Below are 20198 nucleotides of genomic sequence, written 5' to 3'. Positions count from 1 at the left end.
ATTATGCTGAAAAACTGAATAAATGTATAAAAATTTATTGTTTTTCGATGTGATTTATCATATCATAGTTTGTAATAAACGAAAAGATATAATGTTTAACTAATCAAAAAAATGAATAAAAAATTAGGTCGTATCTAAAAATGTCGGCGGCATCCGGATTTTCAGATACGCCTCAGCTAAGGAGTAGAATGTGCATGGAGCAATCATTAATTGTTAGAGGAGCACCGCAGGAGTATGAATGTCGTTCCGGAGCCTGGAAAGGACTGGAAAATCATTTACAGAGAAGGGGCATCGAACGGGTGCTGGTGCTGCATGGAAAGTTTTCTTGGGAAGCTGCAAAGCCTTTTTTCCCTAAACTAGTGAACACGTATACCAGCTTTATGACATACCGGGGAGAGTGTACGGATGACGAAGTTGAAACTGTTTCAACTCTCATTGAGGCTGAGGCTTTGACTGGTATTGTTGCTGTAGGCGGCGGCAAAGTTGCTGATTTAGGCAAAGCAGTTGGAAATAAATGCAGGATACCAGTTTTGATTCTACCGACGCTGGCTGCTACCTGTGCAGCCTATACTCCTTTAAGTGTTATGTACAATGAGGATGGTTCGATGGACCGTTATGATATCTTTCCAGTCAGCAACGCACTGGTATTAATTGAACCGGAAGTATTGCTGCATTCGCCAGTAGATCTAATGATTGCTGGAATCGGTGATACATTAGCAAAATGGTATGAAGCAGATACTATGATTTCTCAGCTTGATATACAGCCGATTGAGATTGGCGTAGCGGCTTATGCAGCTCGTCAGTGCCGTGATGTTTTGCTGAGAGATAGCCAAAAAGCTATAGAAGCAATGACAGGCGGACGTATAAATCAGCCCTTTCTGAATGTTGTCGAGACTAATATTCTTCTTGGGGGTATGGTCGGTGGCTTCGGTGATGATTACGGCCGAACCGCAGGTGCTCATTCCATCCATGATGCATTGACGATTTTGGCAGACAGCCACCATCAGCTTCATGGTAATAAAGTAGCTTACGGCGTTTTCGTTCAGCTTGTAATTGAAGAAAAATGGGAAGAAATAGAACAGCTACTACCTTTTTACCGCTCATTAGGTTTACCTGCTTCTTTGAAGGATATGGACTTTTCTCTTTCTGAAGAAGAGTACGATTTGGTCTCTACTCGAGCAGCAGCTCCCGATGAGACGATTCATTATATGAAGGAAGTTATTACTCCAGAAGTTGTGAAACAGGCTATGCTTAAATTAGAAGAGTATATGGCAGCAAAAAAATTAAGATAATTTCATAAAATAATATAAAAAAGACGACTGGTGAATCTAGAAAACGCAAGTCGTCTTTTTTATAAACTATACCTTAAATAGTTAGATATATCTCAATTAACTAAAAGACAACTGCTGCTGTAGCCTTTGAGATAAAGAGGAACTATAGCCTCTCCTTCCACTCTGCTAGAGGTTCCTACACAAGAGGAACTGGCGCTAGCTCATAAAAGCGGGTGGAACTCATTGGAGTTCATAGGATTCACGTACGCCTACCATTCCACTAGAGGTTCCTACACCAGTGGAACTGGTAAAATGCTTCCTATTAAGTGGACAAAGAGAAATCTTGCAAAGCGACTGGAAAAACAGTATTATGGGAAAGGACTAATTTTGAATAGAAAGTAGGGAAATGAATGACGGAACCAGCCATTCGTTATCGTTTAATAAAGAAAGAAAAGCATACAGGAGCTAGACTAGGTGAAATAATCACGCCCCATGGCACATTCCCGACACCAATGTTCATGCCTGTAGGAACTTTAGCAACAGTAAAGACCATGGCTCCGGAAGAATTAAAAGAGATGGGTGCCGGTATTATCTTAAGCAATACCTATCATTTGTGGCTTCGCCCCGGAGAAGACTTGGTAGAAGAAGCAGGGGGACTGCATAAATTTATGAACTGGGATCAGCCTATTCTGACAGATTCCGGCGGCTTTCAGGTATTCTCACTTAGTGATATGCGAAACATTACTGAAGAAGGGGTACATTTTAAGAACCATTTGAATGGTTCACCAATGTTCCTTTCACCGGAAAAAGCTATTGACATTCAAAATAAGCTGGGCTCAGATATCATGATGAGCTTTGATGAGTGTCCGCCATTTGATGAAAGCTACAGCTATGTGAAGGATTCAATCGAAAGAACCAGCCGCTGGGCGGAACGGGGATTGAAAGCACATAAAAATCCTGACCGCCAAGGCCTATTTGGTATTATTCAGGGAGCTGGTTATGAAGATCTTAGAAGACAAAGTGCAAAAGATTTAATCAGTATGGATTTTCCCGGCTATTCAATAGGAGGACTATCAGTAGGGGAACCTAAGGAAGAAATGAATCGTGTGCTTGAATTTACAACACCATTGATACCTGAGAATAAACCACGTTACTTAATGGGTGTCGGTACCGCTGATTCGCTGATTGACGGCGTCATTCGCGGCGTGGATATGTTTGATTGTGTATTGCCGACACGGATTGCCCGCAACGGAACTTGTATGACTTCTCAAGGACGCCTAGTTGTTAAGAATGCTCAGTATGCCAGAGACTTTCGACCGTTAGATGAGAAGTGTGATTGCTATACATGTAAAAACTATACGAGAGCGTATATTCGCCACTTAATTAAATGTGATGAAACCTTTGGTATCCGCTTAACTTCTTATCATAATCTATACTTCTTGCTGAATTTGATGAAGCAGGTTCGTCAGGCAATTATGGATGATCAGCTGCTGGAATTTAGGCAGGCATTTTTTGAAGAGTACGGCTTTAATAAAGAAAATGCGAAAAGTTTCTAAAAATTATGGTAAATCACTAGTGTTATCAACGTTTTTTTGTTACAGTTAAATGTGATTATATTAATTAATGAGGTGAAATGAATGGGCGGCGGATTTTCAATGATTTTAATGCTGGTAGTTCTTGGAGGAATGATGTTCTTTATGACACGTTCTCAAAAGAAACAGCAGAAGGAACGTCAGGATTTATTAGGTAGTATGAAAATCGGAGACAGTATTGTAACGATTGGCGGACTACATGGCGTAGTTTCAGAATTTGACGATGTGAACAGAACGGTTTTTGTCGACTGTGAAGGGATTATTTTAGAGTTTGACCGTCAGGCAATTCGTACTGTAAAACCAAACATCACTGCGGACGCACCAATGGTAGATGTTGTAGAAGAAACAACAGAAATTGATTTAGATAAACACGAACCTTCTGTTGACGAAGCACCAAAAGAAACAGAAACAAAAGAATAATGCTTAGGTAGAAAAGCCTGTTCATTGCTTGATCAGCTTTGAGAAAGCAAAAAAACTTAGAATTGACAAGGCTGGAACTTAATAACTTCCAGCCTTATTGTTTGCGGCCTATGTAGTGCAAGATTTTAGTGTTAGGCTTTTTTAGAAAGCTAAGGATGCTAAATGATCAAACTACTTTTAGGTGTAAATGATACGGAGAGGGGAACATGATGAAAAAGCTGTCTTGGCATCAGAAGATGCTTTTATCAAAAGAAATAAAAACTAAATGCCGTTCCTTTCATGAAGATGGCTATACGTCTGTAAATGAGCAGGAGCTGTTGAATTATCTGCTTTCTTATCGATGGAAGAGTAAACCAAAACTATCAATTAAAGAATGCAAAAATGATATTTTACATATTCAGCCAAATGATTTTTTTGATTACCAGCAGCTGATTGCACAAACCAGTCCCTTTCGTTTTAACGACTGGCATGATATCGAAGATTTACTATAGTAGTTTTTTAGCAACGAGTCAAAGGCTGGAAGAGGCTGCTTGAAAACAAATAGTAGGAGTCAAAAGGAACTCACAGCAGTTCCTTTTTTTATTTAAATAATAGAAAGCAGGGGAGAACTTTGATGAATCAAAAGGTACAGCTAACGAATAAGAGACCCACACCCGAGCAATTTCAGCAATTACGAGTAAACGCCGGACTTTCACCGAGAAATATAGATTCTATTGCTAAAGGACTTGAAAACAGCTGGTGCTGCATAACACTTTGGAATCATCTGGATGAACTTGTTGGAATGGGACGATTGATTGGTGACGGGGGAACTGCCTTTCAAATTGTTGATATAGCGGTTAGACCTGATTATCAGGGACAGGGATTAGGAAAACAAATTATGAGTGCACTGAAAACCTACATAGATGAAAAAATCCCTTCAGCTGCCTATGTAAGCTTAATGGCTGATGGTCAGGCAAAAGAGTTATACCGACAATATGGCTTTAGTGAAACATTACCCGAATCAGAGGGGATGTATTATAAAAGAAGAAAATGAAGGTTGTGTTTAATTGGATTGTCCAAACTTTTTAAAGGTTGGTGTGTGAAAATATACAGCTAATTGTACACTAATGAGCAAATTGAAAAGTCTTGGATAACAATTGCTTGACTGAATACCTTGCAAAGCAAAGAGGTTGTGACAGAAGTGTTCAGCTTTAAGCAATAAGGCGGAAATTCCGAAAATTGTTCTACAAATTTTTGCGAATTTCCGCCTTATTGTCGGAGAAGTTACTTCTGAAACACCGTTTATCCGGGTTTAAGGGACTGAGGCATACTAATGTCACAGCCCCTTTGCTTTTATATTATTGCCTTTTCTAATGAAAACGATTTAAATAAAAAACTGTGAAAAAAATCACAAAAAACTATTTACAAGAAAAAAAGAATGGTGTATGATGTGTATGTGAAATAGTTAACAAGCAAACTTTTGATAAATTATTTTAGGAGGATTACAATGGCGAAAACAAAGAAAAAAGAGGAAGCTAAGACTCTTGACGTTCAAACAATGATCGACGAGCTGGCTGCCAAAGCAAATGTTGCATTAAAAGAAATGGAAAGCTTTGATCAAGAAAAGGTTGACCATATTGTTCACGAAATGGCAATGGCTGCGCTAGATCAGCATATGCCTCTAGCTAAAATGGCAGTTGAAGAAACTGGCCGTGGAATTGTGGAAGATAAGGCAATTAAGAACATGTATGCTTCTGAATATATTTGGAACAGCATTAAACATGATAAAACTGTTGGTGTAATCAATAAAGATGACCAAACAGGTATAATTGAAATTGCTGGACCAGTCGGCGTTGTTTGTGGAGTAACTCCTACAACAAACCCAACTTCAACAACAATCTTTAAAGCAATGATCGCCTTAAAAACTGCTAATCCAATCATTTTTGCCTTCCACCCAAGTGCACAAAAATGTTCTGCTGAAGCAGCTCGTATCGTTCGTGATGCAGCTATCGCAGCAGGAGCTCCTGAAAACTGTGTACAATGGATTGAACAGCCGTCAATCGATGCAACTTCTATGCTGATGAATCATCCTGGCGTTGCAATCGTATTAGCAACTGGCGGTCCTGGAATGGTTAAATCTGCGTATTCAACTGGTAAACCAGCTTTAGGAGTTGGTGCCGGTAACGTACCAGCATACATTGAAAAATCAGCAAAAATCAAACGTGCGGTGAACGACTTAATCGTTTCTAAATCTTTCGATAACGGAATGATTTGTGCATCTGAGCAAGCTGTAATTGTAGATAAAGAAGTTTATGCAGCTGTAAAAGCTGAATTTGAAGCGCATCAAGTATACTTTGTAAAACCTAACGAATTACAAAAACTTGAAGATGCAGTAATGAACGAAGGTAAATACGCAGTAAATCCTGCAATTGTAGGTTATTCTGCTGAACATATTGCAAGCTTAGCTGGAATCAAAGTACCTGCTGGAACGAAGATTCTGATTGCTGAACTTGAGGGTGCTGGACCTGAGTATCCGCTATCACGCGAAAAACTTTCTCCAGTTCTAGCGATGATGAAAGCAAAAGATACAGACCACGCTCTTGATTTATGTGAAGCAATGCTTGAATTGGGTGGATTAGGACATACTGCATGTATCCATACAGAAGATGAAGATTTACAGGTTAAATTTGGTATCCGCATGAAAGCTTGTCGTGTTTTGGTTAACACACCAACAGCTGAAGGTGGTATTGGTAATATCTACAACGAAATGATTCCATCATTGACATTAGGTTGTGGGTCTTACGGTAAAAACTCTGTCTCTAAAAACGTATCTGCAATCAATTTGATTAACATCAAAACTGTAGCGAAACGGAGAAATAATATGCAATGGTTTAAATTACCACCAAAGATTTTCTTTGAAAAGAACTCATTACAGTACCTGCAAAAAATGGAAAATGTTGAGCGCGTAATGCTGGTTTGTGACCCAGGCATGGTTCAATTCGGATATGCAGATACAGTTCGTAAAGAATTACTAAAACGTAAAAATGATGTAAAAATCGAAGTATTCTCTGACGTGGAACCTAACCCGTCAACAAATACAGTATACGCTGGAACAAAAGTAATGACAGACTTCCAACCAGATACAATCATCGCATTAGGCGGCGGTTCTGCAATGGATGCTGCGAAAGGTATGTGGATGTTCTATGAGCACCCAGATACATCATTCTTCGGCGCAAAACAAAAATTCCTGGATATCCGTAAACGTACGTATAAAATTGATAAAGCAGTTAAAACACAATTTGTATGTATTCCGACAACTTCAGGTACTGGTTCAGAAGTAACACCATTTGCGGTTATTACTGACAGCGACACACATGTGAAATATCCATTGGCTGATTACGCATTGACACCAGACGTTGCAATCGTTGACCCGCAATTCGTTATGTCAGTTCCTGCATCTGTAACAGCTGATACTGGTATGGACGTATTAACACATGCGATTGAGTCTTATGTATCCGTAATGGCATCTGACTACACACGTGGTTTGAGCTTACAAGCAATTAAATTAGTCTTTGACTATTTAGAAAAATCAGTGAAAACTCCTGATATGGAATCTCGTGAAAAAATGCATAACGCTTCTACAATGGCTGGTATGGCATTTGCGAATGCATTCTTGGGAATTTGTCACTCAGTAGCTCACAAAATTGGTGGAGAATATGGTATTCCTCACGGACGTACGAATGCAATTCTATTGCCTCATATTATCCGTTACAATGCCAAAGATCCTTCAAAACATGCAATGTTCCCTAAATATGACTACTTCCGTGCAGATACAGATTACGCGGATATTGCGAAATTCTTAGGTCTGAAAGGTAAAACGACTGCGGAATTAGTAGATGCTTTAGTTAAAGCAGTTGCTGATTTAGGTACTTCTGTAGGAATTGACATGAGCCTGAAAGCACAAGGTGTTACTCAGGAAACTCTTGATTCAACAGTTGACCGTATGGCTGAATTAGCTTATGAAGACCAATGTACAACTGCGAACCCTAAAGAGCCGTTGATTAGTGAACTGAAACAAATCATTATCGATGCTTACAACGGATAAGCTAAACTAATGAACAAGATGAACCGAAAGGATGAGAGATTCATTCTTTCGGTTTTTTTGTTATGCCAAAATTATGACTTCAAATTTTAATTTTTACACCAAATAATTTTGTCTAGGAAACAGTTGTTTCTATTTCTAGCTCTTTTAATTAAAGGAGAGAAACTTTGCCAATGTATTTGAATGACAAGGTGTCAATTTGACTCTAATAATCGCAGAGTCAGGATTAGTCTTATGATAATATCATAAGGATTTTTAAACAATATAAAATAGTCTAGAACGATTTAATTGAGAAATACATAATATGTTAGCGTTTTAAAACTTACTCTTATTAAAAAATTTTTACCATATTATTTGCTTTTAAAAAAGGTAACTGCTATTCTCTTTGAGAAATTATTATTAACAAGGAGGAAAAGAAGTGAAGAAGTATGTAATTTTTAAGGGAATGGCAGCACTGCTGCTGGCCGCAGGTATTTTTAGACCATTAATCGTTTATGGGGAGACAGCTACGTATAAAGAGATAAGTCCCAATGTTTTTTCAGTAGATAAAGAAGCGGCTCAGGTTAAAGCAAATGGGTCTGAAAATGGATTGATGTCCAGTTACTTTTTAGATGGGAAGCAAAGTCTTACGCCGCAAGAGCAAGCGGTTGTGACGTATATCGAACAATACTTAACAAGCTATCTGTCAAAGCAGCCGACAAATCGGGGTTTGATTGGAGATGTGATTGATGGAGCAATAGTTGAACTAGCTTTTGATACGGCTTTTAAAAGAGAGAGTGTTCTCTTCACGCTGATTCAAAATCTAACTGGTTCTAATAATGAAGAAAAGCCTTATACAGACTGGTATAAGGCACTGACGAATACCTCGGAACGATATCAAACTGTGTACGATGAGCCTACGGGTCAAAACATTCAGCTTTATGCCCGTTACATCGACAATCATTCCGAAAAAACAGTCGTTGTGCACAGCGGATACAGAGACGGACAAAACTCTAATTTAACCCATGTAAAGCTGTTCTCTGATATGGGCTACAATATACTAATTCCGGATACCCGCTCTCACGGAGATAGTGAGGGAGAATATATTACGTTTGGACACTATGAGAAAGAGGATTTGACTGGCTGGATTAATCAGGAGGTACAGAGCAGACTGGATCAGGAGATAATTCTTTTTGGAATATCTATGGGTGCAGCAACAACTATGCTCTCTCAAACTACCCCTCATCCCAATGTGACGGCTTATATTGAAGACTGCGGTTACTATTCAACTGAGCAGCAATTCCACGATATTCTAAACCTGTTTACCCAATTTTTTAAATATATTCCATTAGTTAAGGATTACGATTGGACTGGAAAGGAAGGTCAGCTGATTAATAAGCTGAATGAAGAGAAAACTAAACCAATCCTGAAAATGGATATCTATCAAGTTGCTCCGATTAATGCTGTAGACAAAACGGGTGTACCAAAGCTATTTATTCATGGAGATGCGGACTGGTTTATTCCACCAGTGGCTCAAGAGGTTCTGTATGATAAAGCAATCGGCTACAAAGAAAAGCTAACCGTCGCAGGGGCGGAGCATGGTCAGTCGATTTATATTGATGAGGCTTTATATACCGCAACGGTTCATTCGTTTTTAGAAACAGTTGACAATATGACTGTTAAAAATCCAGTAGTAGCTCCGGATGTGAACTTATTGAAAAATACTGATTTTGAAACGAATGAGACCCGCCTTATTGATTGGGAAACCAGTACTGATAATCAAGCGTTTAGTAATGCTCCGCTCAGCAAGAACGGGTTAAACGAATTCGTTTTGAAAAAGCTTTTACTTACGGATATGGTTACTGTTTTTCGTGAGGAGGAAGGTTTGCGCTTTTTTAATAGGCAGTATAATAATATAGGAGCTATTGGTCAGTTACTTGCAGTGAAAGCTGGTGAGACATATGAGCTCTCTTTTAATGTAAAAAATGATACAGAAGCCTTGGTGACCTACCCGAATGTTCTATATAGTTTGGGAAACCAGAGGATAGATGAAGGATTGAGTGCAACTCAGAAACAAAGTAAAAAACTGTTATACACAGCAGAAACAGATGGTGAGATTCGTGCCAGTATAGGAGCTAAACTAGGCTATAAAACACTCATTTCCAGAGATTATACCTTTACAACATTTTCCGGCATACAAGTTGTAAATGCAGATCGTACGCCACCAGAGGCACTAAGTATTACTTCAATCACCTTAGCTGGTGACAGCTATCAGATTGAAGGCACAGGTGAGGCCAACACAAAGCTTTTACTTGAAACTTCAGATGGAGTTGTCATAAGTACTTCTGTAGTAACTGAATCCGGCAGCTTCCAGCTCATGGTAGATAAGGAACAAAAGGAGCTGCTGCATTTAATCAGTCAGGACGATAAAGGCAATCAAAGTCAGTCGGTAGTGATTGTCTTCCAATAATTTAGAAGTGTTTAAAAGATGAACGTTCGTGCTGAGTAGGCATTGACGTTCATTTTTTGATAAAGAAATTACAAATTATTTTTGTTTGTTTGACAATAAAGGTAACTGGTTATATAATTATGTAACTAGTTATCTTTGTTGAAGGAGTGTTTTGATGGATTATACAGCGATGGGTGAACAGGAATATATTTTTGCAGGGATATTTACTTTAGCTAACCGACTTCAAAGGCTAGGCGACAAGCTGGATGACCATATGACGATAAAGCAATGGATGTTGATTGCTGTAGTTACAAAAGCGGAAAATCAAATGCTGACAATTAGTGAAGCTGCAGCTGTTATTGGCAGCTCACATCAGAATATCAAAAAAATGGCAGTTATTTTGGAAAAACAAGGATTTTTGACGCTTTCCAAAGCACCAGAAGATGGCAGAGTGGTCAGGCTTAGTCTAACAGATTACTGCAAAAACTATTTTTCTGAACGGGATGAGAGTGAACAGGCATTTTTAGCTGCTGTTTTTCAGGGGTTTGATGAAGAAGCGACAGCAGGTTTGTACAAGGGGCTTAGACTTCTCCAACAAAATATTGAAAAGCTTGAAAAGAAAGATGATTTATGAGGAGGGACATTATGATAAAGATTGTAGGAGGACTTGGACTAGTCATTGTGCTGCTCTATATTTACTTGCTAATACCGGGAGGAAAGCTGTGGCAGAAGTATCTTGCAGACACAGAGCAGTCTTTTGCAGAGATAAGCGGCAGCCGTGAGCCTTCCGGAAAGTTTTCAAAGGATACTGTTGCTCAGCTGCCGCCGCTGCTTCAAAGACATATTACCAATGGCGGATATTTAGAGAAACCGCTAATGAGCAACATGTTTATCCAATTTATCAATACAAAGTTTCGGTTATCACCAGATAAGAAAACAATGCCTATTCAATTTCAACAGCTGAACTTTGCCGGACGCCCTGATCGTCATGCTTTTCTAACAGCCAAAATGGCAGGTGTACTGCCGCTGCAGGCAAAAGACAGTGTGATTGCTGGCATTGGATCAATGACCGGAGTTTTGGCAAAGCATTTTCAGTTGTTTCGGTCTACTGGGGCAGAGATGGATCAGGGGCAGTTGATTACGGCCCTGGCAGATGCCGTTTATCTGCCGTCGTTGTTTGTACAGGATTTCGTTACTTGGAGAACCATTGATGAACAAACTGTAGAAGGCTGTATTACTTGGGAAAATATCTCAGCAGCCGGGCGTTTCAGCTTCGATGAGCAAGGGAATATCATACGATTTGATACCGACGACCGCTACATGGATGATAATGGAAAAGGTAGCAAGCTCGTGCCTTGGTATGTGCTTTATGCGAATTATCAAAATCAAAATGGATTCTGGCAGCCGGGGAAGGTTCAGGTTAACTGGCAGCTGCCAGAGGGAGCTTATACGTATTTTGAAAGTAATCAAATAAAAATTGAGTATTCTGTTGAGAAATTTCCTGAAAGCTGAGGGTTCTATGACTGTTGAGGGATTAAACAAAGCAATGGAGCCTGAAAATAATTAGCAGAGTCTCAGCTGATAAAGTATAATTTTTATCAAGAGTAATTATTTTAGGAGGAGTATATGTCTCAAGAAGAACAGTTTAAACAGGAACAGGAAAAGTGGCAGCCTGGTATTTCTTTGCAAAATACATTTCAGCTGGAAAATCTAAAGCTGGTTGCAGGGGTGGACCTTGCCTATTGGGAACATGAAGGCAAGGAATACGGGGTCTGCTGTATCGTATTGATTGACTATCATACAAAGGAAGTTGTAGAAACAGTGGATCATTTTTCGAGGATAGAGGTTCCATATATATCTGGTTATTTAGCCTTTAGAGAGCTGCCGCTTATTTTAGAAGCAGTAAAAAAGCTGACGAAAAAACCAGACCTTTATATGTTTGACGGAAACGGTTACCTTCATTATCGACATATGGGGATTGCCACTCATGCTTCTTTTTATTTGAATACACCATGTATTGGTGTAGCGAAAACCTATTTAAAAATTGCTGGTACAGACTTTACAATGCCTGCAAATGAAGTAGGCGCAAAAACAAAGATTCTTATAAATAGTGAAGAATACGGAGCAGCAGTTCGCTCTAGAAAAGATGTCAAACCTATTTTTGTTTCTTGTGGAAATTGGATTGATTTAACAACCGCCTGTAAGATTACCATGCACTTTATTGAAAAAAACAGCAGACTACCGCTGCCGACTAGATATGCAGATCTTGAAACACATATAAAAAGGAGAAAATACCAGCAGTCACTTTAGCAGGAAAATGCGGATTATTCGATAAATCATCAGGCATAGCTGAAGAATTATAGACGAAGAAAAAATGTCGGATGAAGTGGTTATCAATTGAGTAAGACTTTATTGAAAGCACAGTAAATGAAACTGCTAATCTTGCCTTGGAGATTTTTCGTTGACTATCTGTATTTAGTAAAGGAGAGCTCCCACGATTTATTCAGATAGCAACGAAAAAAAGAGTTCAAGGCTTTGAGTGAGCCGACCCCCAAAAGTTAGACCTAGAAATCTAACTTTTGGAGGTTTTTTTTGTATGGCAAAATACAGTTTTGAATTTAAACTTAAACTTGTTCATGACTACTTATCTGGTCAAGGAAGTCTACGGTTTCTCGCAAAGAAGTATGGGTTTAAAAATAGTTCTCAAATAAGCAAATGGATTAATGCCTATAAAGAACTTGGTGAAGAAGGACTACTTCGTAGTCGAAAAAGTAAGAATTACTCTGTTCAATTTAAGCTAGATGCGATAGAGTTGTATCTAACGACAGAGTTGTCCTATCAAGAAGTAGCCAATGTTCTAAAAATGAATAATCCACCATTGATTGCGAATTGGCTTAAAACGTATCGGAAGTTTGGTATAGATGGACTCTCTAAACAGAAAGGACGTCCACCTACAATGCCTAAGAAGAAACGAAATGAAACCCAGTCATTACTAAGTGAACAATCTCAAGTAGAGAAACTAGAAAAAGAAAATAGAATGTTAAAAATTGAGAATGCCTATTTAAAAGAATTGAGGAGACTGCGTTTAGAGGACAAACAAAAAATGAACGAATCGCGCGAATCATTCACAGTCTCCGAGGACACTTTCGATTAAAAGATATTCTGGAAACCCTAAGGTTTCCAAAAGCTACTTACATGTACTGGCAAAAACGCCTCGACAGAACAGTTTCAACACAAATAATCGAAGAAGAAATTCAAGCGATTCGTAAAAAACATCAACATTATGGTTATAGAAGGATGACTCAAGAATTGAAACGACGTGGATTTCAAGTAAATAAAAAGAAAGTGCAGCGATTAATTCAAAAGTTAAAGTTACAAGTCAAAGCTTTTACTAAGAAATCTAGGAAGTACAATTCATATAAAGGAACCGTTGGTAGAATCGCTAAAAATTTAATTCATCGCCGATTCAATACCTCTGTCCCACATCAAAAAATCACAACAGATACAACTGAATTTAAGTACTTTGAAGCAGATAAAGTAGGTATCCTTCGCCAGAAAAAACTATATTTAGATCCATTTATGGATATGTATAACAGTGAAATTCTAAGCTACAGCCTTTCTGCTCAACCAAATGGTAAAACGATTATGACTGGTCTAGAAGAAGCTATCTTTCAAACAGATGATTGTCCTTATCGTCGCACCTTCCACTCTGATCAAGGCTGGGCTTATCAAATGAAGGCCTATATACAAACATTAAAGGACAACAATATCTTTCAAAGTATGTCCCGAAAAGGAACCTGTTTAGATAATTCTCCTATGGAGAATTTCTTCAGCATCCTAAAACAAGAGGTGTACTATGGAAAAATCTATCAAAGTCAAAATGAACTAAGAGAAGCAATTGAGAACTACATTTATTATTATAATCATCACCGAATCAAAGAAAAACTTAACTGGAAAAGCCCAGTAGAATTTCGACAATTCAATCAAAAAACTGCATAAAAAATAGAGTGGAAAAATCCACTCTATAAAAAGTCTAACTTTTTGGGGTCACTACAGAGAAGGTCCTGAACTCTTTCATTTTGGATTTAAATAACTCCTATGTTCACACGATTTACTGCATCATCAGAATCATTGCAATTGCTGAAATGGCATTATTGACGAAGTGAACCGCGATGGAAACTTCCAGCCGTTTCGTTTTATAATATGGGTAAGCCATAATCAGACCAAGTAAGGCATAGAGCATGAAATCAATAAACGTAGTCGCGGTATGAATCAATCCGAAAACAATTGAGCTGACAGCCATTCCGATAAATGGCTGATTTTTAAACAGTAGACCCATAATGCCGCCGCGAAAAACGATTTCCTCCATAATTGGTGCTGAAACTGCAATCAACAAAAATAACAGAACAGAGCTTTCACCGGAAAAGATAGAATCAATAATCGCATCATTAGCAGTAGTTTCCTGCCCATTTACAAGTTGCCCCAAATAAGTACCGCCAATCGCTACAATTCTTCCTGCAAAATACAGAACAGCAATCATTAATACATTTTTTTTGTTTATCCAGTCAAATGTAAACTCACATAGACTCAGTTTTTTTGCCAGCCACATCAATAAAACAATATTGGCAACTGTAATAAGAATAAGAATTAGCGTATTAACGCTGGACATTGCTGCCTGCCCGCTGGCTAGAGACATCCCCTTGAGCACACCAAAAACAGTCATACTCACCTGACTCAAAATAAATAAACCGACAACAATAAAAAAATTCTTTACATAGTTCATTTCTTCACTCCTTTATATAGCTATGCTAACTATTAATTCTAACAAAGCAGGTGGTTGGTTTTCAAGCATTAGAATAAGAAACTTACTTTTGCGGGAAACTGTAAGTCAGCGATTTTTTTTAAAGTAGAAAATGAAATTAATGTTGACAGAGGTAAAACTGACATGATAGTATAAAATAAATAACATGCAGAGGAGGAGAGAGTATGATGACAACTACAGTAAGCAAAATGTGTCAAAAGACAAAAAATGATCGAGTATATGCTAGTGTTTTTGAGTTATCCGTATGTTGTTTTCATGCGCTCTCAAAAAACTAAAACAGGTATACAGCTGGTTTTTAGCTATCTATTGAGCTAGATAATTTATTTGTTCAATCGGTAAGTAGAGAAAACAAGACGAAGAATCGTCTCGTTATCAGTCTGTGTGTAGTTTTAGATTAGTAGACCTGACAATCATTTTTTGTGGTTGTCAGGTTTTTTGTATGCCCCAAAATTAGCGGAGGTGCTACCCATGAGTGGAAAAAAAGGAAAATTTAGAGAAAAATAACAGGAACGCAGGCATTCTGCGTTCTAATTTAAAAGAAAATGAGGAAACAGAATGTTAACAGTACAAGGAAAATACAACGAGGCAGTCATTTATACTGATCAGGTTAGTGATGGAACGATTGGTCAGATTATTGGCTTATGTAATCAAATAGCTGCTAAAGATAGTAAAATTAGAATTATGCCGGATACGCACAGTGGAACAGGCTGTGTAATCGGTACGACAATGCAGATTAGCGATAAGCTTATTCCTAATCTGGTTGGAGTGGATATTGGCTGCGGCTTGTATGCGGTAAAAATCAAAAAGAATATTAAACTGAATTTTGATAAGCTGGACCGAATCATTCGCTCTAGAATACCAAGTGGTAATCAGGCTCATAAACAACCAGTCAGTGATTTTGAATTAGGCGAGGTATTGGCGCCAATTCATAAAGGCTGGGTACTTAGAAGCTTAGGAACACTCGGCGGAGGTAATCATTTTATCGAAGTAAATGAAGGGCAAGACGGCTATTATCTCGTTATTCACAGCGGCAGCCGGATTTTAGGGAAAGAAATTGCCGAATATCACCAGGAAGCAGCATATCAGGAGCTGTCTACACTTAGAAAAGAGCTAAAGCTTCAAATGAAAACCGCAGAAAAAAATGGCGAAATTGAAGAAGTCCAAAAGCTGAAAGAAGAGCGGGAAAGAGCAAAAATACCTTACGAACTGTCCTACTTGTCTGGTCAAGGATTAACTGACTATTTGAACGATATGAAAATTGCCCAAGCCTACGCTGCTGAAAACCGCCGCTTAATGGCAGAAATCATCTTAAAAGGGATGAAGTGGAAAAAATCAGTAGTTGAACAATTTGATTGTCCACACAATTATATTGATTTGAAGCAGAGTATTTTGAGAAAGGGAGCAGTCTCTGCTCAAAAAGGAGAGCAGCTGATTATCCCTTTGAATATGAAGGACGGCAGTATCATCGGACGAGGTAAAGGAAATCCTGAGTGGAACTATTCAGGACCTCATGGAGCTGGCCGTCAGCTAAGCAGGTCGGAAGCGAAACGCCAGATTAGTCTGGAAAGCTATCAACATGTTATGAAAGGAATCTGGACAACCTCGGTTTCCAAAAAAACAATAGATGAAGCACCTAAAGCTTATAAGCCGGTGAAACAGTTATTGGCTGATATCGAACCGGCAGTGGAGGTACAGGAGATTATTCGCCCGCTATATAATTTTAAAGGATGAGGTAGAGAAATGACACAGACAAGAAACAGAAGCATCATGAAAAAGGATTTGTTGATGTTGGAAGCATCGGCTGAAAAAGCCGGGCTAAAATTGAATACAATGGTAAATCTGTCAAATGATAAAAAGCTGGAGTTAGGCAAGATGCTCTGGCAGGCATTTCAGGGAACAGAGGATGATCAGGGAGAAACGCTGGAAGAGATGAAGCAGGAAGTAGCAGAAACCTTTTCTGGAAAATACGGCGAGCTTCTCGAGGAGCATTCCTTTATAGTGATGGACGCTTCGGGGCATATTGAGGCAGCAGCAATGGTAACGGCTTTTCGTAAAAGACTGCCACTTCTGGTCTATCTGGCAACAGCTCCAGAGGCTCGGAAACAGGGATTAGCGGGCGTTTTACTAAAAACTGCAGCAGCATCTTTAGCTAGTATGAAATACGATGAACTCTATTTAGTGGTCAGCAACCAGAATTCCGCTGCTAGAAATATATATAAACATGCTGGTTTTGTAGATGTAGGTACAGATTGGGCAGAGGTACTGAAAAACAAAAAAATGGAAATGGGGAAATAGAATGAAAAATGTTCATTTAGAACCCATTAAACAGGAGAATATAGAAGCTGCGTTCCAATTAAACGTGGCAGAAGAGCAGCATAGATATGTTGCACCAATTGAAAGGAGTCTGGCGTATGCTTATGTAAACAGGGATCAAGTGCAGCCCTTTGGTATTTATGCAGAAGAGCAGATGGTCGGCTATGTATTAACAATTTATGATCCTTCCGACGGTATGTACTGTGTCTGGCATATGTTGATTGACTCAGCCCAACAGGGGCAAGGATATGGCTATGAAGGATTGAAGCTAGTGCTGGACTATTTCCGCTCGGAACCATTTGGCAAAGGAACAAGTATTGGACTTTCCTGTCATGAAGAAAATACACAGGCTTTGCAGTTGTATCGTAGATTGGGATTCAAAGAGACTGGTGAAAAGGATGATGAAAACGAGCTGACTATGCTCAGGGATTTTAGCTGACTAAATGAGATTCTCAGATAGTTGAACCGTCAATCATCTTGCTTTAGCAGACTATAAATCAAGCAGTTTAGAAAAAATGGAGCCACCCAAAAAGTTTTATACGTTAACTTGTTTTGATAGGCAAAAAATAATAGGTATCGTAGAGTCTGGGAGATAAATAAATTCCCAGACTTTTAGTATACCTAAAATCGAATCAGCGGTGAGGCATAAATAACTACTGTCAGGCTAAGCAAAATTGATGAGGTTATTTCAGTTATAAAAAGAACTTCTTTTTCCTTAGCTTCCGTATAATGCAGCATATCTTCGGGTAAAATAGTCAAAAAAGAATGTTAAAGGATATGTGCCAATCTGGACATAATTTTCTGTTGTGACATGAATTGTCTGACTAAACTGATTTGTCAGCATATTTTTGGTATTTTGAGTAATGAAAACCGATTTTGCAGGACTTTGACTGATCATTTGAACCAGTTCGGGGGATTTTGTCAGCAGCGTCCCGTATGAAGAAATGACAATAATAACCGATTGTTTATCAAGGGATGTAATCAGCTTCTGCTGCAAATCCTCTGTTTCACCTAAAAAAACAACTTTCTTACTAGATAAAAGTGAAGTTTGTATATCTTTGGCAAGCTCAAGTGTTGCACTATAGCCGATTAAAACAACGGTGGAGGCATTATGAATTTCCTGCAGCAGTTCATCAATGACACGAATATCTATCGTTTGCAAAACATCCTGCACAGCAGTGGTAATCTCTTCACTGTAATTTTTTAGATAGCTTTCGGGCTCTTCCTTCAACAGCTGAAATTGGACGGTATTCATCCGTAATGCGTTGTAGGGAGACAAAGAAATAAGGGCAGTGAGTGCTTTTCTCAATGAGGCAAAGGAATCAAACTGAAAATGGCGGCTAAAGCGAGTCAGCGTTGCCGGAGACACATAGCACTGTTGGGCAATTTCAGAAATTGTCAGTTTTGGTACTTCTTCTGTATGAGTCAATAGATAAAGAATGATTTTTGAATAGCTGGTTTCTCTTTCGTGGGTATTCAAGTAAGTCAGAAAATTATAGATATCAAACATCAGTGAAGCACTCCAATCACAAGTTCATTTTCATCATGGTGAAAATGACGGATAAATTTGAAAATAGAAAGACAAACAGGAAAATCCCGCGAGGTTTTCCTGTGCTATGATAACTAAGATGATTCAATTATACACTAGAACGGAAAAGAAAGGATGAAAACTATGAGTGGGTTTCCTCAAAACTTTTTATGGGGCGGTGCAACAGCTGCCAATCAATTTGAAGGTGCTTTTTTAGAAGATGGAAAAGGCTGGTCAACAGCTGACACAGCTCGCTATATCAAGGAGAATGGAACAGATATTCATGCTATTACTAAGCCAATGACAACAGCTGACGTTAAAGCAGCGATGGCTGATCAGGAAGGCGTGTACCCTAAACGCCATGGGATTGACTTTTATCATCGATACAAAGAAGATATCGCGTTATTTGCAGAAATGGGCTTCAAAACGTTTCGACTGTCTATTTCCTGGCCGCGGATTTTTCCAAATGGTGATGAAGCAGAACCGAACGAAGCCGGTTTGGCTTTTTATGATAGAGTCTTTGATGAACTGTTGAAATACGGAATCGAGCCTTTAGTAACAATCTCTCATTATGAATTTCCATTAGAATTAGCTTTCAAGCAAAATGGTTGGGAAAGTCGGAAAACAATAACTGCTTTTGAAAGATATACCCGTGTTCTTTTCAATCGTTATAAAGATAAAGTGAAATATTGGCTAACATTTAATGAAATCAATATTATCGGTATGACAGGGTACTTGAGCGGCGGTCTTTTAGCTGATCAGACAGATAATATGTTACAAGCACAGTATCAGGCAGCCCACCATCAGTTTGTGGCTAGTGCACTGGCAGTAAAGGCTTGTCATGAGATTATCCCGGATGCAAAAATCGGTTGTATGCTTGCTAGAATGGAAGCTTACCCTGATACGAGTAATCCGCTTGATGTAATGGAGAGTATCAATAGTGACCATACAAACTTGTTTTATTCAGATGTACAGATTCGCGGTTATTACCCAAGCTATATGAAGAAATTTTTCCGGGACAATCAAATTACTATTAAGAAAGAAGCAGGAGATGATGCTCTGCTTCGCGAAGGAACAGTAGATTATATGTCCTTTAGCTACTATATGAGCAGCATCGCCACTCATGAAAAATCAGCAGATACAGTAGGTGGTAATTTGCTGGGCTCTAAGAAAAATCCATACCTTAAAGCCAGTGACTGGGGTTGGCAGATTGATCCAGTAGGATTACGCATTACAATGCATAAACTATATGACCGCTATCAAATCCCGTTGTTTATCGTTGAAAATGGACTGGGAGCGAAGGATGTTGTTGAGGCAGACGGCAGCATTCATGATTCTTACAGGATTGATTATTTAAGAGATCATATTAAAGAAATGGAAGCAGCCATTGATGAAGGTGTAGAGTTGATGGGCTACACACCTTGGGGCTGTATAGACTTAGTTAGTGCAAGCACTAGTGAAATGTCTAAACGTTACGGTTTTATTTATGTAGATTTGGATGATGAAGGGAACGGCACACTGGCACGCTCGAAAAAAGATTCTTTTGATTGGTACAAGAAGGTTATTTCAAGTAATGGAGCTGATTTAGCATAAGAAAAAGGATTTCGGAATTTTTCCGAAATCCTTTTTTATTGGTAAAGGGAATTTAGACTAGTTGTATTTATAGACTCAGTAATATCAAGAAATAGTAAGGGGGATACTTAGAGAGTGCTTATTTTCGAAGAAGCAGCTTTTGCGTCTACA

The 20198-nt window shown here is 38.7% G+C and carries 17 protein-coding genes; 15 read left to right on the top strand and 2 right to left on the bottom strand.

From position 1 onward, the window contains the following. Positions 1–194 precede the first annotated feature (194 nt). The 11 genes from ACPWSO_RS01525 to ACPWSO_RS01475 all read left to right on the top strand — a co-directional run bounded on the left by ACPWSO_RS01525 (position 195) and on the right by ACPWSO_RS01475 (position 13791). Positions 195–1292, top strand: coding sequence for an iron-containing alcohol dehydrogenase family protein (locus ACPWSO_RS01525; RefSeq protein ID WP_426081003.1), 1098 nt, complete (start codon positions 195–197; stop codon positions 1290–1292). Positions 1293–1681: 389 nt separating this feature from the next. Then, positions 1682–2827 carry a tRNA guanosine(34) transglycosylase Tgt gene (gene tgt, locus ACPWSO_RS01520; protein WP_426081002.1) on the top strand — a complete coding sequence of 382 codons (1146 nt, stop codon included), beginning with the start codon at positions 1682–1684 and terminating at the stop codon, positions 2825–2827. Between the two features lie 81 nt (positions 2828–2908). Then, positions 2909–3283: a preprotein translocase subunit YajC gene (yajC, locus tag ACPWSO_RS01515; protein WP_426081001.1), complete on the top strand. Its 375-nt coding sequence runs from the start codon at positions 2909–2911 to the stop codon at positions 3281–3283. Between the two features lie 206 nt (positions 3284–3489). Continuing rightward, a complete protein-coding gene (locus ACPWSO_RS01510) occupies positions 3490–3774 on the top strand; it encodes a post-transcriptional regulator (RefSeq protein ID WP_426081000.1) in 285 nt (94 codons plus the stop codon). A 122-nt stretch (positions 3775–3896) separates the two neighbouring features. After that, the gene (locus ACPWSO_RS01505) at positions 3897–4316 is read left to right on the top strand and encodes a GNAT family N-acetyltransferase (RefSeq protein WP_426080999.1); all 420 of its coding nucleotides are present in this window, start codon (positions 3897–3899) and stop codon (positions 4314–4316) included. 453 nt (positions 4317–4769) lie between these two features. Next, positions 4770–7367, top strand: coding sequence for a bifunctional acetaldehyde-CoA/alcohol dehydrogenase (adhE, locus tag ACPWSO_RS01500; RefSeq protein ID WP_426080998.1), 2598 nt, complete (start codon positions 4770–4772; stop codon positions 7365–7367). Positions 7368–7782: 415 nt separating this feature from the next. Further along, positions 7783–9813, top strand: coding sequence for an Ig-like domain-containing protein (locus tag ACPWSO_RS01495; RefSeq protein WP_426080997.1), 2031 nt, complete (start codon positions 7783–7785; stop codon positions 9811–9813). 154 nt (positions 9814–9967) lie between these two features. After that, a complete protein-coding gene (locus tag ACPWSO_RS01490) occupies positions 9968–10426 on the top strand; it encodes a MarR family winged helix-turn-helix transcriptional regulator (RefSeq protein ID WP_426080996.1) in 459 nt (152 codons plus the stop codon). Positions 10427–10437: 11 nt separating this feature from the next. Further along, positions 10438–11304, top strand: coding sequence for a DUF6544 family protein (locus ACPWSO_RS01485; RefSeq protein ID WP_426080995.1), 867 nt, complete (start codon positions 10438–10440; stop codon positions 11302–11304). Between the two features lie 114 nt (positions 11305–11418). Continuing rightward, on the top strand, positions 11419–12102 hold the full coding sequence (locus ACPWSO_RS01480; RefSeq protein ID WP_426080994.1) for an endonuclease V: 684 nt from the start codon (positions 11419–11421) through the stop codon (positions 12100–12102). A gap of 286 nt (positions 12103–12388) precedes the next feature. Continuing rightward, positions 12389–13791, top strand: a protein-coding gene (locus ACPWSO_RS01475) for an IS3 family transposase (RefSeq protein WP_426080993.1) whose coding sequence is annotated in 2 segments (ribosomal slippage) — positions 12389–12890 and positions 12890–13791 — 1404 coding nt in all. Because the reading frame shifts where the segments join, the coding sequence is not laid out codon by codon here. Positions 13792–13903: 112 nt separating this feature from the next. Here the strand turns inward: ACPWSO_RS01475 and ACPWSO_RS01470 are convergent. Then, on the bottom strand, positions 13904–14575 hold the full coding sequence (locus ACPWSO_RS01470) for a CPBP family intramembrane glutamic endopeptidase (protein ID WP_426080992.1): 672 nt from the start codon (positions 14573–14575) through the stop codon (positions 13904–13906). Between the two features lie 594 nt (positions 14576–15169). On the opposite strand from ACPWSO_RS01470, the gene ACPWSO_RS01465 reads away from it, so the two are divergent. Genes ACPWSO_RS01465 through ACPWSO_RS01455 form a run of 3 tightly spaced genes read left to right on the top strand, consistent with a single transcriptional unit; the run spans position 15170 to position 17366 of the window. Further along, positions 15170–16345, top strand: coding sequence for an RtcB family protein (locus ACPWSO_RS01465; RefSeq protein ID WP_426080991.1), 1176 nt, complete (start codon positions 15170–15172; stop codon positions 16343–16345). Between the two features lie 9 nt (positions 16346–16354). Then, positions 16355–16909 carry a GNAT family N-acetyltransferase gene (locus ACPWSO_RS01460; protein ID WP_426080990.1) on the top strand — a complete coding sequence of 185 codons (555 nt, stop codon included), beginning with the start codon at positions 16355–16357 and terminating at the stop codon, positions 16907–16909. 1 nt (position 16910) lies between these two features. Next, positions 16911–17366, top strand: a complete 456-nt coding sequence (locus tag ACPWSO_RS01455) for a GNAT family N-acetyltransferase (protein ID WP_426080989.1) — start codon at positions 16911–16913, stop codon at positions 17364–17366. Positions 17367–17642: 276 nt separating this feature from the next. Here the strand turns inward: ACPWSO_RS01455 and ACPWSO_RS01450 are convergent, their stop codons facing one another. Then, on the bottom strand, positions 17643–18437 hold the full coding sequence (locus ACPWSO_RS01450) for a MurR/RpiR family transcriptional regulator (RefSeq protein WP_426080988.1): 795 nt from the start codon (positions 18435–18437) through the stop codon (positions 17643–17645). Positions 18438–18599: 162 nt separating this feature from the next. Between ACPWSO_RS01450 and ACPWSO_RS01445 the strand changes: the two genes are divergently transcribed. Next, positions 18600–20048, top strand: a complete 1449-nt coding sequence (locus ACPWSO_RS01445) for a glycoside hydrolase family 1 protein (protein ID WP_426081158.1) — start codon at positions 18600–18602, stop codon at positions 20046–20048. Positions 20049–20198: the final 150 nt, after the last annotated feature.

It is taken from the genome of Enterococcus sp. LJL51 (assembly GCF_049894025.1).
In the GTDB taxonomy this organism is placed as follows: Bacteria; Bacillota; Bacilli; order Lactobacillales; family Enterococcaceae; genus Enterococcus_L.
The sequence above is the reverse complement of the archived record's forward strand: the minus strand, read 5'-3'. Positions and strand labels throughout refer to the sequence as shown.